This is a genomic window from Citrobacter sp. MGH100 (genome assembly GCF_001034465.1).
GTDB lineage: Bacteria > Pseudomonadota > Gammaproteobacteria > Enterobacterales > Enterobacteriaceae > Citrobacter > Citrobacter youngae.
Map to the genome: position 1 here is coordinate 1008551 of NZ_KQ089800.1, position 11780 is coordinate 1020330.

The 11780-nt window shown below is 50.2% G+C and carries 11 protein-coding genes and 1 pseudogene; 4 read left to right on the top strand and 8 right to left on the bottom strand.

The genetic code is table 11. From position 1 onward, the window contains the following. Positions 1 to 27 precede the first annotated feature (27 nt). The 5 genes from ttcA to nifJ all read right to left on the bottom strand — a co-directional run bounded on the left by ttcA (position 28) and on the right by nifJ (position 7068). A complete protein-coding gene (gene ttcA, locus SK32_RS04780) occupies positions 28 to 963 on the bottom strand; it encodes a tRNA 2-thiocytidine(32) synthetase TtcA (protein ID WP_048211549.1) in 936 nt (311 codons plus the stop codon). Positions 964 to 1161: 198 nt separating this feature from the next. Next, positions 1162 to 1596 (bottom strand): universal stress protein UspF, encoded by a 435-nt coding sequence (gene uspF, locus SK32_RS04785; protein ID WP_005126652.1) that lies wholly within the window; start codon positions 1594 to 1596, stop codon positions 1162 to 1164. Between the two features lie 81 nt (positions 1597 to 1677). Continuing rightward, entirely contained in the window at positions 1678 to 1890 is a 213-nt protein-coding gene (locus SK32_RS24345) for a KTSC domain-containing protein (RefSeq protein WP_071887345.1), read from the bottom strand. A gap of 152 nt (positions 1891 to 2042) precedes the next feature. Beyond that, the gene (ompC, locus tag SK32_RS04795) at positions 2043 to 3173 is read right to left on the bottom strand and encodes a porin OmpC (protein ID WP_048211551.1); all 1131 of its coding nucleotides are present in this window, start codon (positions 3171 to 3173) and stop codon (positions 2043 to 2045) included. Positions 3174 to 3543: 370 nt separating this feature from the next. Further along, positions 3544 to 7068, bottom strand: coding sequence for a pyruvate:ferredoxin (flavodoxin) oxidoreductase (nifJ, locus tag SK32_RS04800; RefSeq protein ID WP_048211552.1), 3525 nt, complete (start codon positions 7066 to 7068; stop codon positions 3544 to 3546). 276 nt (positions 7069 to 7344) lie between these two features. Here nifJ and SK32_RS04805 point away from each other — a divergent pair, with 276 nt between their 5' ends. After that, entirely contained in the window at positions 7345 to 7611 is a 267-nt protein-coding gene (locus tag SK32_RS04805; protein ID WP_003020360.1) for a putative hemolysin, read from the top strand. A 13-nt stretch (positions 7612 to 7624) separates the two neighbouring features. Here the strand turns inward: SK32_RS04805 and hslJ are convergent, their stop codons facing one another. The 3 genes and pseudogenes from hslJ to SK32_RS26395 form a co-directional block, all read right to left on the bottom strand. Beyond that, positions 7625 to 8044 (bottom strand): heat shock protein HslJ, encoded by a 420-nt coding sequence (gene hslJ / locus SK32_RS04810; protein ID WP_048211553.1) that lies wholly within the window; start codon positions 8042 to 8044, stop codon positions 7625 to 7627. 112 nt (positions 8045 to 8156) lie between these two features. After that, positions 8157 to 9146, bottom strand: a complete 990-nt coding sequence (ldhA, locus tag SK32_RS04815; protein WP_048211554.1) for a D-lactate dehydrogenase — start codon at positions 9144 to 9146, stop codon at positions 8157 to 8159. Between the two features lie 156 nt (positions 9147 to 9302). Beyond that, positions 9303 to 9604 (bottom strand): annotated as a pseudogene (locus tag SK32_RS26395) (class A beta-lactamase LEN-27); the annotation flags it as partial. Positions 9605 to 9842: 238 nt separating this feature from the next. Here SK32_RS26395 and SK32_RS04820 point away from each other — a divergent pair. The 3 genes from SK32_RS04820 to SK32_RS26240 all read left to right on the top strand — a co-directional run bounded on the left by SK32_RS04820 (position 9843) and on the right by SK32_RS26240 (position 11779). Continuing rightward, positions 9843 to 10540, top strand: a protein-coding gene (locus SK32_RS04820; protein ID WP_095033700.1) for an IS1-like element IS1B family transposase whose coding sequence is annotated in 2 segments (ribosomal slippage) — positions 9843 to 10092 and positions 10092 to 10540 — 699 coding nt in all. Because the reading frame shifts where the segments join, the coding sequence is not laid out codon by codon here. A gap of 176 nt (positions 10541 to 10716) precedes the next feature. Beyond that, entirely contained in the window at positions 10717 to 11574 is an 858-nt protein-coding gene (locus SK32_RS04825) for a hypothetical protein (protein ID WP_137379026.1), read from the top strand. 34 nt (positions 11575 to 11608) lie between these two features. Beyond that, positions 11609 to 11779, top strand: coding sequence for a hypothetical protein (locus SK32_RS26240; RefSeq protein WP_197081308.1), 171 nt, complete (start codon positions 11609 to 11611; stop codon positions 11777 to 11779). Position 11780 lies beyond the last annotated feature (1 nt).

Below are 11780 nucleotides of genomic sequence, written 5' to 3' on the forward strand. Positions count from 1 at the left end.
AGTAGGCCGGATACGGCATCCTCTCTATTACTTCACTTCCACCACGTTCAGACGCAACTCATCTAACTGGTTTTCATCTTCTTCCGGCTGCCAGCCTGCTGGTTGCAGTGGGATCTCTTCACGATCGAATGCCAGATCTCCGCCATCTACCACTTCTGAGCCGTGTTTGATGCCTTTAAAATCGAACAGATTAATATCGCTCAGGTGAGAAGGCACCACATTCTGCATCGCACTGAACATCGTTTCAATACGACCTGGATAGCGCTTATCCCAGTCACGCAGCATATCAGCGATCACCTGACGTTGCAGGTTAGGCTGTGAACCACACAGGTTGCACGGAATAATCGGGAAACCTTTCGCTTCAGAGAAGCGCTCGATATCTTTTTCGCGGCAATAGGCCAGCGGACGGATCACAATATGCTTACCATCATCGCTCATCAGCTTCGGCGGCATGCCTTTCATTTTCCCGCCGTAGAACATATTTAAAAACAGTGTTTGCAGGATGTCGTCGCGATGGTGTCCGAGCGCAATTTTGGTGGCGCCTAATTCGGTTGCCGTGCGGTACAAAATGCCGCGGCGCAGACGAGAACAGAGAGAGCAGGTCGTTTTGCCTTCAGGAATTTTATCTTTGACGATCCCGTAGGTATTTTCTTCGACAATTTTATACTCAACACCCAGTTGTTCCAGATACTCCGGCAGGATGTGCTCCGGGAAGCCCGGTTGTTTTTGATCCAAATTTACGGCGACCAAAGAGAAACTGATTGGGGCGCTTTGCTGCAAATTTCGCAGGATTTCCAGCATGGTGTAGCTATCTTTCCCACCGGAAAGACACACCATAATGCGATCGCCGTCTTCGATCATATTGAAATCGGCAATAGCTTCACCTACGTTACGACGCAGGCGTTTCTGTAATTTGTTCAGGTTGTATTGTTCTTTCTTACTAATATCTTGATTTTGCGACATTTAATAGAGGCTCAATTCGTAGTGTGGCATCAGAAGAGTATGCATCACGCCGGATAGTCCGGCAAAAAAAGTCTGATATAAAAACTGTGGCGTGTATGGTACGGATAAGCGGGAAAAATGTCAGCACATTTAGGTCAGGAATCGCGGGGTAAAAGAGGGAGAAACAAAAAGCCCGCAACGGTGTGCGGGCCAGACAGCTTAGCGAACCACCAGAACTGAACACTCCGCGTGACGCACCACGGCTGCGGCGTTAGAGCCCAGCAGATAAGTGGTGATGTCCGGTCGGTGTGAGGCAATAATGACCATATCTGCAGGTAATTTCCTGGCGATCTCCAGGATTTTATCTTTTGGCGCACCTTCAGCAACGTGAACATGCACTCTGTCCGTCGGGATATTGAACTTCTTGATAATCTCTTCCAGTTGAGATTTCGCTTCGGCTTTCAGATCGTCCATGGCCGGTAACTCCGCCGAGTAGGCCAGTCCCAGGGAAGCATAATAGGGCAATGACGGAATAACGGTCAGAAAATGCACCTGCGCATCGTCAATTTTTGCCTCTGCTTCAACATGGGCAATAACGCGTTGAGTTAATTCTGAGTCTGAAATATCGATGGGTACAAGAATCGTTCTGTTCATAAAACCTCCTGTTTAAGTATCCATCTAAAGCTTACCGCGTAATGGCACTTTATGTACAATGACAAAGATCACATTTTGGCATCACTTTATTTTGATTTCAGGAAATTTCCCTTTTATAACCCCATCATAAAATCGGCCCTTAGAGACCACGCTAAGGAAATCACGAAAAATACGCGCCGGGACATGCTGATACTGCAATGTAGTGAGTTGATGAAAGCGAATTTCCAGTGTGCGAGAGGATTCGTCATAGCCGACGGATGCAATACGGGATGATTTAACGGGGTGATGATTCATTGCAGGTATCCTCTACTACAGGTATTAATGCAAGATATCATCTATCAAAGGTGTATTTTAACGCAACAGATATAATGTTTTGATCTGGATAAAACAGAATTGCGATAACAGAAAGGAAAGCCCGCTGTTGCCAGCGGGCTATCAGAGACAGATTAGAACTGGTAAACCATACCCAGTGCTACAACGTCATCGGTAGAGATGTCGTTCTGGGTGTAGAAGCTTTTATCTTCATCCAGCAGGTTGATTTTGTAATCAACATAGGTAGAGAAGTTTTTGTTGAAGTAGTAAGTAGCGCCTACGGATGCATATTTCACCAGATCCTGGTCGCCGTCAGATCCATTTACGCCCAGATCTTTACCTTTAGACATCAGGAAAGACACTTCCGGACGCAGACCAAAGTCGAATTGATATTGTGCCGTAACTTCAAAGTTCTGAGTTTTGTTGGCAATAGTATTGTCGTGACCGTCTGAGCCGCCATACGGAGTCATATTGCGGGTTTCGGAGTACATGGTTGCCAGATAGATGTTGTTCGCGTCGTATTTCAGACCGGCAGTCCACGCATCCGCTTTGTCGCCGCCAGCAGTGGATTGATTTACCTGCTCGTTGGTACGATCGGAAGAGGTATATGCTGCACCGAAGCTTACGCCCATACCCAGATCGTAGGTAGAGGAGATACCGAAGCCGTCACCGTTGGAGTTCTTCACATTACGGTCACCACTATTATTGGTGCCTTCCTGCCCGTTTTGACTTTCGTTCGCGCCCTGATACTGCAGCGCAACGTTCAGACCGTCAACCAGACCGAAGAAGTCGGTGTTACGGTAGGTCGCTACGCCGTTAGCACGACCGGTCATGAAGTTATCAGCCTTGGTATAGGAGTCGCCACCGAATTCTGGCAGCATATCGGTCCAGCCTTCTACGTCGTACAGTACACCGTAGTTACGACCGTAGTCGAATGAACCGTAGTCGCCAACTTTAATACCGGCGAAGGCCAGACGAGTCCAGGAATCACCTTTATCGCCGCTTTCAGTACCGTTAGCCTGAACCTGATATTCCCACTGGCCATAACCGGTGATCATATCGTTAACCTGAGTTTCACCTTTGAAGCCCATACGCATATAAGTCTGATCGCCATCGCCGTTGGCGTCGTCGGAGAAGTAATGCAGGCCGTCTACTTTGCCATAGAGATCTAATTTGTTGCCGTCTTTATTATAAACTTCAGCAGCGTGAGCAACGCCTGCCGCTAACAGTGCAGGAATTACAAGTGCCAATACTTTTCTGTTCATTGAAATAATCCTTTAGTTTTTTTATTAACCTGTGACTACCCGTGTAGGGAGTAAAAGCATGCTAAAGGAGAAGTTCCGTAAAGAGATAAATATGAATTGTTACGCCTTAAGTAAAACCTTAAATAAATAATTCTGCTGAAATGGTGATAATTATCATGAATGTTTTGTTGTGGAAATATATAAAATAAAAATTATACAAGTGAATCTCATTGCGTTATTCTGCGCGGGTTATATGCCTTTATTGTCACGACTTAATTTATTGTCGTTGGTATGTTGGCAGGAATGCTCACTACTCAGCGAATAAATTGACAAGCCCGAACAATTGTTCGGGCTTTTTTTTTGACTCCTGGTTAATACCTGACAGAGCGTATTAATCAGTGCTGCTCTTTTCTGCTTTTCCTGCCAATTGCGCCAGGAAATCGTAGCGTTTTTGCAAGTCAGCCGTTGCGTCTTTCCACAGTTGCTCCGCAACCTCGGGTTGTTGAGCATTCAGGCGGCGGAAGCGCTGCTCGTTCATCAATGTCTCAGCCAGCGCGTCTGACGGTGGGCGAGAGTCCAGCGCCAGCGGCAGTTTACCTTCGTCTGCACGACGCGGATCAAAGCGGTACAGCGGCCAGAACCCGGTAGCGGTGAGCTGGCGCATCTGATCGTGGCTTAGCGCAAGATCGTAACCGTGCTCCTCACATGGGCTATAGGCGATAATCAGCGACGGACCTGGATAGGCTTCCGCTTCCTGAATCGCTTTCACCGTCTGGTTTAGCTGTGCGCCCAGAGAGATCTGTGCAACATACACGTGCCCGTACATCATCATACTGACGCCAAGATCTTTACGCGCCTTGCGCTTACCGTGCTCGCCAAATTTGGTGACGGCCCCGAGCGGCGTGGCTTTCGACGCTTGTCCACCCGTGTTGGAGTAACATTGAGTATCCAGCACCAGAATATTGACGTTCTCGGTCAGGCTCAGGACGTGATCCAGGCCGCCAAAGCCAATATCGTAAGCCCAGCCGTCGCCGCCAATCAGCCAGATGGATTTTTCGACCAGCGCGTCGGCATCGGTTAACAGTTGCTGTGCGCCTTCGACATCTTTCAGGTGCTGGCGCAGCGCGGCAACTTGCTCACGACGGACTTCTGGTGTTGCCTCCGCGTGCAGGGCGTCATTCAGCTCAGCCGGGATTTTATCGGCAAACTGTTCCAGTAAACGCATGACGCGCACACGATGCTGATCCACCGTCAGACGGAAGCCCAGACCGAACTCGGCGTTATCCTCAAACAGTGAGTTCGCCCATGCAGGGCCACGGCCATTGGCATCGGTGGTATACGGCGTTGAGGGCAGGTTACCGCCATAAATCGATGAACAGCCGGTCGCATTGGCGATCAGCATACGATCGCCGTACAGCTGCGTAAGCAGTTTGATATACGGCGTTTCACCACAGCCAGAGCAGGCGCCGGAATATTCAAACAGCGGCGTTATCAACTGCGAGGTACGAATATCAATACGTTCCAGTTTAGTGCGATCAATCTCCGGCAGATTGAGGAAGAAGTCGTAGTTAACTTTTTCTTCTTCAACATGCTCAAGGCGCGACATCATATTGATGGCCTTGATCTCCGGATTTTGCCTGTCTTTCGCAGGGCACACTTCGACGCACAGATTACAACCGGTGCAATCTTCAGGTGCAACCTGCAGGACATATTTTTGACCGCGCATATCGCGTGATTTCACATCCAACGAATGCAGGCTGGCAGGCGCGTTTTCCATCGCTTCTGGTGAAACCACTTTGGCGCGGATTGCCGAGTGCGGACAGGCGGCAACGCAATGATTACACTGGGTACACAGATCTTCTTTCCAGATTGGGATCTCTTCGGCAATATTGCGTTTTTCCCAGCGCGTGGTACCCATCGGCCAGGTACCGTCCGGCGGTAACGCTGAAACGGGCAGGGCATCGCCGAGTCCGGCGAGCATCGCTGCGGTGACGGTTTTCACGAAATCAGGCGCGGCATCGGAAACTACCGGCGGACGGTTGGCGCTGTGTGGATCAACCGGTTGCAGTGCCACTTCGGCAACGGATTCACGTGCCAGCGCCAGCGCCTGCCAGTTACGTTCCACCAGATCCTGACCTTTATTGCTGTAGCTTTTCGCAATCGCACCCTGCAATTCAATCAGCGCGCTGTCACCAGGTAAGATTTGCGTCAGATGGAAGAATGCCATCTGCATCACGGTGTTAATACGCGCAGCCAGACCGCACTCGCGCGCGATTTTGGCCGCATTAATCACATAGAAACGGGCTTTCTTCTGATTCAGGACCGCCTGAACTTCCTGCGGCAAACGCGCCCAGACTTCATCCACGCTGTACGGGGTATTGAGCAGGAAAATACCGCCAGGCTTCAGACGCTCGGCCATTTGGTATTTATCGATAAACTGCAACTGATGGCAGCCGACAAAATCAGCCTGCGATACCAGATACGCGGAACGGATAGGCTTCTCACTGACGCGCAGGTGAGAAACGGTCAGGCCACCTGCCTTTTTCGAGTCATAGACGAAATAACCCTGCGCGTACCACGGCGTGGAGTTACCGATAATCTTGATATTGTTTTTGGTGGCCGACACGCTACCGTCACTGCCCAGACCGTAGAACAGCGCTTCGAGCTTCGCGGTACCGGGCAGGGTGTTTTCTGGCAGAGGTAGCGACAAATTGGTGACGTCGTCATAAATACCGACCGTAAAACGTGATTTGGGCTTAGCGCTGCTCAGTTCATTAAACACCGCCATCACGCAGTCCGGGCCAAACTCTTTAGAAGAAAGCCCGTAACGTCCGCCAATCACGCGCGGTAGGGTTTCCCGCTCACCGCAGTTAAAGGCTTCTGCCAACGCGGTCATTACATCCAGATACAACGGTTCTGCTTGGGCGCCAGGCTCTTTGGTGCGATCCAGAACGGCAACGCTACGCGCCGTTTCTGGTAATACTTGCAGTAAATGTCTGGCGGAGAAGGGGCGGAACAGTCGAACTTTCAGGACGCCAACTTTCTCTCCACGAGCAAGTAACTCGTCGACGACTTCTTCGCAGGTACCAATCGCAGAACCCATCAAGATAATGACGCGTTCTGCCTGCGGATGACCGTAATATTCAAAGGGTTGATACTGGCGGCCCGTCGCCGCGGCGAAGTCGTTCATCGCCTGTTCGACGTTTTCGTAAACCGCGTTGTACCAGGGGTTTGTCGCTTCGCGCGACTGGAAGTAGGTATCCGGGTTCGCAGATGTACCGCGAATAACCGGATGCTCTGGATTAAGCGCGCGGGCGCGGTGAGCATCGATTTCCGCCTGCGGCATTAGTCCGAGGATCGTGTCATCGGCTAGCGGCACAATTTTATTGATTTCATGCGAAGTACGGAAACCATCAAAGAAATGAATAAAAGGCACCCGACTTTTCAGGGTGGCGATTTGTGAAATCAGTGCGAAATCCTGTGCTTCCTGGACGCTGCTGGCGCAGAGCATCGCACAACCCGTCTGGCGCACCGCCATTACGTCGGAATGGTCACCGAAGATAGACAGCGCATGAGTAGCAATCGTACGCGCGGCAACGTGCAGCACAAATGGCGTCAACTGACCGGCCAGTTTGTACAGCGTTGGGATCATCAGCAACAGGCCCTGCGATGAGGTAAACGACGTAGAGAGCGCGCCGGTCTGCAACGCGCCGTGAACGGTCGCGATCGCACCGCCTTCCGACTGCATTTCAACGACGCGAGGGGTATCCCCCCACACGTTTTTAAGCCCGTTCCCGGCCCAGGCGTCTGCCTGTTCCGCCATCGTCGAACTTGGTGTAATCGGGTAGATGGCGATAACTTCGCTGGTACGAAATGCGACCGAAGCAACCGCACCATTACCGTCAATTGTTTGCATACTGACACCCTTACATTGCGCAAAAAGAGGGATCCGCGTAACCGCGGCGAATCCTGTAGTTATATCTTTCTATTTTAGCAAAAGCGCTAAAGACAGATTTTCGCTTTTGTGTCCTGGGAATAATCAGAATGAATGGTTTGATCAAAGGAGGAGCCAAAAAATTGCCAGAAAATGTAAACAGCACGCATAAATGCGCATTTTGCCTCTCGACGGCGGTGTTTTCGCTGCCTATTATTTATGGCTGTGTCGTTTGGTTAATATTCAGAGGGGAGTAAGATGCGCGCAGCGTTTTGGGTAGGGTGTGCCGCGTTATTATTATCGGCGTGCAGCAGTGAACCTGTTCAGCAGGCAACCGCCGCTCATGTCGCACCGGGGATGAAGGCCGCAATGTCCAGTTCTGGAGAGGCAAATTGCGCCATGATTGGCGGTTCGCTATCCGTTGCCCGTCAACTGGATGGTTCTGCCATCGGCATGTGTGCATTACCTAACGGCAAACGCTGTAGTGAGCAGTCGCTTGCCGCCGGAAGCTGTGGAAATTATTGAACCACTGCTTTTACTACATTAAATCTGCCAGTTTAAACGTCAACGTTTGTTCTGCCGTGGCCAGTGTTAACTGGTCAGCAGTCAGATCAACCTGTGCGCCTTGCTTAAACATCTCGCTGACGATGCCGTCGAGCGCGTTAAGCTGTGGATCGGCGCACATCATGCGCGTCATTGCCATGTCTTTCACTTTTAATTCACCGTCGGACAGCTTGCCCTGACCGTGGAACTGATTACACATTTTTCCCGACACCGTCATATTTTCACCGAAACTTAATTCAGGTGGGTTATTGGCGACGGTTACCGGCTTGCCATTGACGCTCTGTAAAACAAAACGGTGGTGCTGTAACTGTTCGCGATTGACGGAAATTTTTCCATTGCTCACACAGCCAGCCATAAGCATGCTGAGCGCAATCAGCGTGACAATTTTCTTCATTAACTTTCTCTACGTTCGTGGCGGAATTGCATTCGTGATGGTAATGATATCGCCAGATTTATCATTGGGGGTTATCTGAAAATGCTCCCCCGGAGGCGGGGGAGCGGAATGATTAGAAGAGGGCGTTCGGGCAGGTTTCGCCTTTGGCGATTTGAGCCAGATTCTGCAAGGTTGTTTCAGAAATGCTGGTCAATGCTTCGGCAGTCAGGAATGCCTGATGCCCGGTGAACAGGACGTTATGACAGGCTGACAAACGACGGAACACATCATCCTGAATCACATCATTGGACTTATCTTCAAAGAACAGGTCGCGTTCATTTTCGTACACGTCCATCCCCAGGGAACCGATCTTCTGGTTTTTCAGCGCGTCGATTGCTGCCTGAGAATCGATCAACGCCCCGCGGCTGGTGTTGATAACCATCACGCCATTTTTCATTTGCTCAAAAGCTTCGTGATTGAGCAGATGATAATTTTCTGGTGTTAACGGGCAGTGCAGGGAAATAACATCAGACTCCGCAAACAGTGTTTTAAGATCGACATATTCAACGCCTAACTCCAGCGCAGCAGCGCTTGGGTAGGGATCAAACGCCAGCAGGCGCATACCAAACCCTTTCAGGATCCGCAGTGCAGCAACACCGATTTTACCTGTACCAATCACCCCAGCCGTTTTGCCATACATGGTAAAGCCGGTCAGCCCCTCAAGAGAGAAGTTGGCGTCACGAGTACGCTGATAAGCACGATGGATACGGCGGTTCAGCGTCATCATCATACCGATTGCATGTTCGGCGACGGCTTCAGGTGAATAGGCAGGAACACGTACAACCTGCAAGCCCAACTCTTTCGCAGCGTCCAGATCGACGTTATTGAACCCGGCGCAGCGCAGCGCGATGTATTTCACACCGTGCTTTTTCAGTTCTTCCAGAACAGGGCGGCTGCCATCGTCGTTGACGAAAATGCACACGGCTTCACAACCATGGGCGGTTTTCGCTGTTTTTTCCGTCAACAGAAAGTCAAAGAATTCAAGTTCAAAACCAAAAGCCTCGTTAACCTGCTGCAGATACTTCTTGTCGTACTGTTTTGTACTATAGATGGCGAGTTTCATAAGACTTTCTCCAGTGATTTTGACGTCACATTAATTCAGTTCAAATTATTTTACAAAATCTAAAAAGTTATTGGTAGTCATAGATATAATGAATAATTTTAGAGTATCTCTTCTTAATGTGGGCACATTGCTGGATTTAAACCACTTTACTCAGCATAGGGTGATGGTGGCATCGTATAATTCGCCGACGGTCATGCCGTCCGCAAGATGTTTTTCCGTTACCGGCGAGTACTCGACCAGGTCAGGCAGGCCGTACTTAATGCGACGGTTTGAGCTGCTCTTGCCCGGCGTCAACGCGTGATAGCACCAGCGCTGCTGGTGAGATCCAGCTCGGCATAAACGCGTGCGGTGAGCTGTCTTTCTGCTTCTTTGACTTTATTCAACGTTGCCTGATGGGCTAACGTGGGCAGGCAAAATGCCGTGAGCAGAGGGATGAGGGACAGACGAAAGTGGCACAGTCATATTCTTCCTTGGGGGATGTCTTAATATAACTAGATATATAGCAAATACATAAGGTTAAATGTAGTTCGACACATGAGTGTTAGCTTTTACCTGGTCGTTCCTGGTTATGGACATTCGTACTGATAGTAGACTCTTGTCTCCAGGAGTCTACTATCGCCGAACAGGGTATACTTGTGTTAGGTGATGCTGCCAACTTACTGATTTAGTGTATGATGGTGTTTTTGAGGTGCTCCAGTGGCTTCTGTTTCTATCAGCTGTCCCTCCTGTTCAGCTACTGACGGGGTGGTGCGTAACGGCAAAAGCACTGCCGGACATCAGCGCTATCTCTGCTCTCACTGCCGTAAAACATGGCAACTGCAGTTCACTTACACCGCTTCTCAACCCGGTACGCACCAGAAAATCATTGATATGGCCATGAATGGCGTTGGATGCCGGGCAACCGCCCGCATTATGGGCGTTGGCCTCAACACGATTTTCCGCCATTTAAAAAACTCAGGCCGCAGTCGGTAACCTCGCGCATACAGCCGGGCAGTGACGTCATCGTCTGCGCGGAAATGGACGAACAGTGGGGATACGTCGGGGCTAAATCGCGCCAGCGCTGGCTGTTTTACGCGTATGACAGGCTCCGGAAGACGGTTGTTGCGCACGTATTCGGTGAACGCACTATGGCGACGCTGGGGCGTCTTATGAGCCTGCTGTCACCCTTTGACGTGGTGATATGGATGACGGATGGCTGGCCGCTGTATGAATCCCGCCTGAAGGGAAAGCTGCACGTAATCAGCAAGCGATATACGCAGCGAATTGAGCGGCATAACCTGAATCTGAGGCAGCACCTGGCACGGCTGGGACGGAAGTCGCTGTCGTTCTCAAAATCGGTGGAGCTGCATGACAAAGTCATCGGGCATTATCTGAACATAAAACACTATCAATAAGTTGGAGTCATTACCCGAACCTCTTACCGAATACTCACTGTTTCTGACTCATATTTTCAGGAAGCAACCCGCATGGTTCTGCTATCGGTTGACCAAACGTTCTTCACCGTGAGGGAGACAATATGTTTGGACTTGAAACGCTTGATATATTAATTGGGATAATGACTGTGTATTTCATGTTTGGGATAGCATGTACCGCGATTGTTGAAGCTATTTCTGCGTGGACCCGTATTCGTAGTCAAAATCTTGACGTGGCGCTGAACGAGTTCCTTTCAGGCGATCTGTCGCAAAATCAGCAATTTATTACTCAGTTTTTTGAACATCCGTTAATTCAGTCCCTAAGTAAAGGAAACCAGGGGCGTCCTTCCTATATTCCCCCAGACATTGTCGCGCAAGTCGTGGAGGCGTTAGTTGTCAGCAAAAGTGCGATGGCAACGCTCTCCGCTGGAGTGAATGCCATGCCGGGAAATGCCAAAAATAATCGGATCAAAGGCATCCTCGAAACAGTGGTGGCGCAGACGGGCAATAACGCGGCCACGTTTCGCAACGCGGTTGCAAAACAGTTTGATGCGGTAATGGATCGCGCCTCGGGTTGGTATAAACGAAAAATGCAGACCATCACGTTGATTGTCGCCACCGTTCTGGTTCTTGGGGGGAATATTGACACCCTCAACCTTGCGACTGTGCTGGCCTCCAATCCTGATGTTCGAGAAAAAATGGTGGCGATCGCGCAGCAGGAAGTCAATGAGGCGAAAAATCAGGCTCAGGACAAGGAGCGCATCGCGACAGCTAAAGGCAAATATAACCACGCGATTGCCGTTATGCAGTCTGCAGGCTTCGAACTGGGCTGGAAAGGATGGCCGCAAGGGGGTGCTGAATGGCTGGCAAAAGTGGTGGGCCTGCTGGTGACTATTTTCGCCGTCTCACTCGGCGGACCTTTCTGGTTCGATATTCTTCAACGGGTTATGCAGGTCCGTTCAACTGGCCCAAAACCAGCAGCACCGGGTAAATCCGACAGTCCGAAAAGTAAGTGAAGTGTAACGGTTAACTATCGACAGAGAGGGCATCATGATACTTACACCCGCACAGAAAAGTCTCTGTGAACGAGTTTTGAATGCGTTTGAAACCGGCTCGGCCGAAGGCGATTACTCGGCTATCGCGATATTCCATGATGGTCCTCACGGGATCAGGCAGATCACTTACGGTCGTTCACAAACTACGGAATACAGCAAGCTGTAGG

Bases quoted from the DNA above. Each gene is read 5' to 3' on its own strand.
- ompC (WP_048211551.1), bottom strand. From the start codon at position 3,173: ATGAACAGAAAAGTATTGGCACTTGTAATTCCTGCACTGTTAGCGGCA.
- SK32_RS26240 (WP_197081308.1), top strand. From the start codon at position 11,609: ATGATACTTACACCCGCACAGAAAAGTCTCTGTGAACGAGTTTTGAAT.
- uspF (WP_005126652.1), bottom strand. From the start codon at position 1,596: ATGAACAGAACGATTCTTGTACCCATCGATATTTCAGACTCAGAATTA.
- ldhA (WP_048211554.1), bottom strand. From the start codon at position 9,146: ATGAAACTCGCCATCTATAGTACAAAACAGTACGACAAGAAGTATCTG.
- SK32_RS04805 (WP_003020360.1), top strand. From the start codon at position 7,345: ATGCGCGCAGCGTTTTGGGTAGGGTGTGCCGCGTTATTATTATCGGCG.
- nifJ (WP_048211552.1), bottom strand. From the start codon at position 7,068: ATGCAAACAATTGACGGTAATGGTGCGGTTGCTTCGGTCGCATTTCGT.
- SK32_RS04825 (WP_137379026.1), top strand. From the start codon at position 10,717: ATGTTTGGGATAGCATGTACCGCGATTGTTGAAGCTATTTCTGCGTGG.
- SK32_RS24345 (WP_071887345.1), bottom strand. From the start codon at position 1,890: ATGAATCATCACCCCGTTAAATCATCCCGTATTGCATCCGTCGGCTAT.
- hslJ (WP_048211553.1), bottom strand. From the start codon at position 8,044: ATGAAGAAAATTGTCACGCTGATTGCGCTCAGCATGCTTATGGCTGGC.
- ttcA (WP_048211549.1), bottom strand. From the start codon at position 963: ATGTCGCAAAATCAAGATATTAGTAAGAAAGAACAATACAACCTGAAC.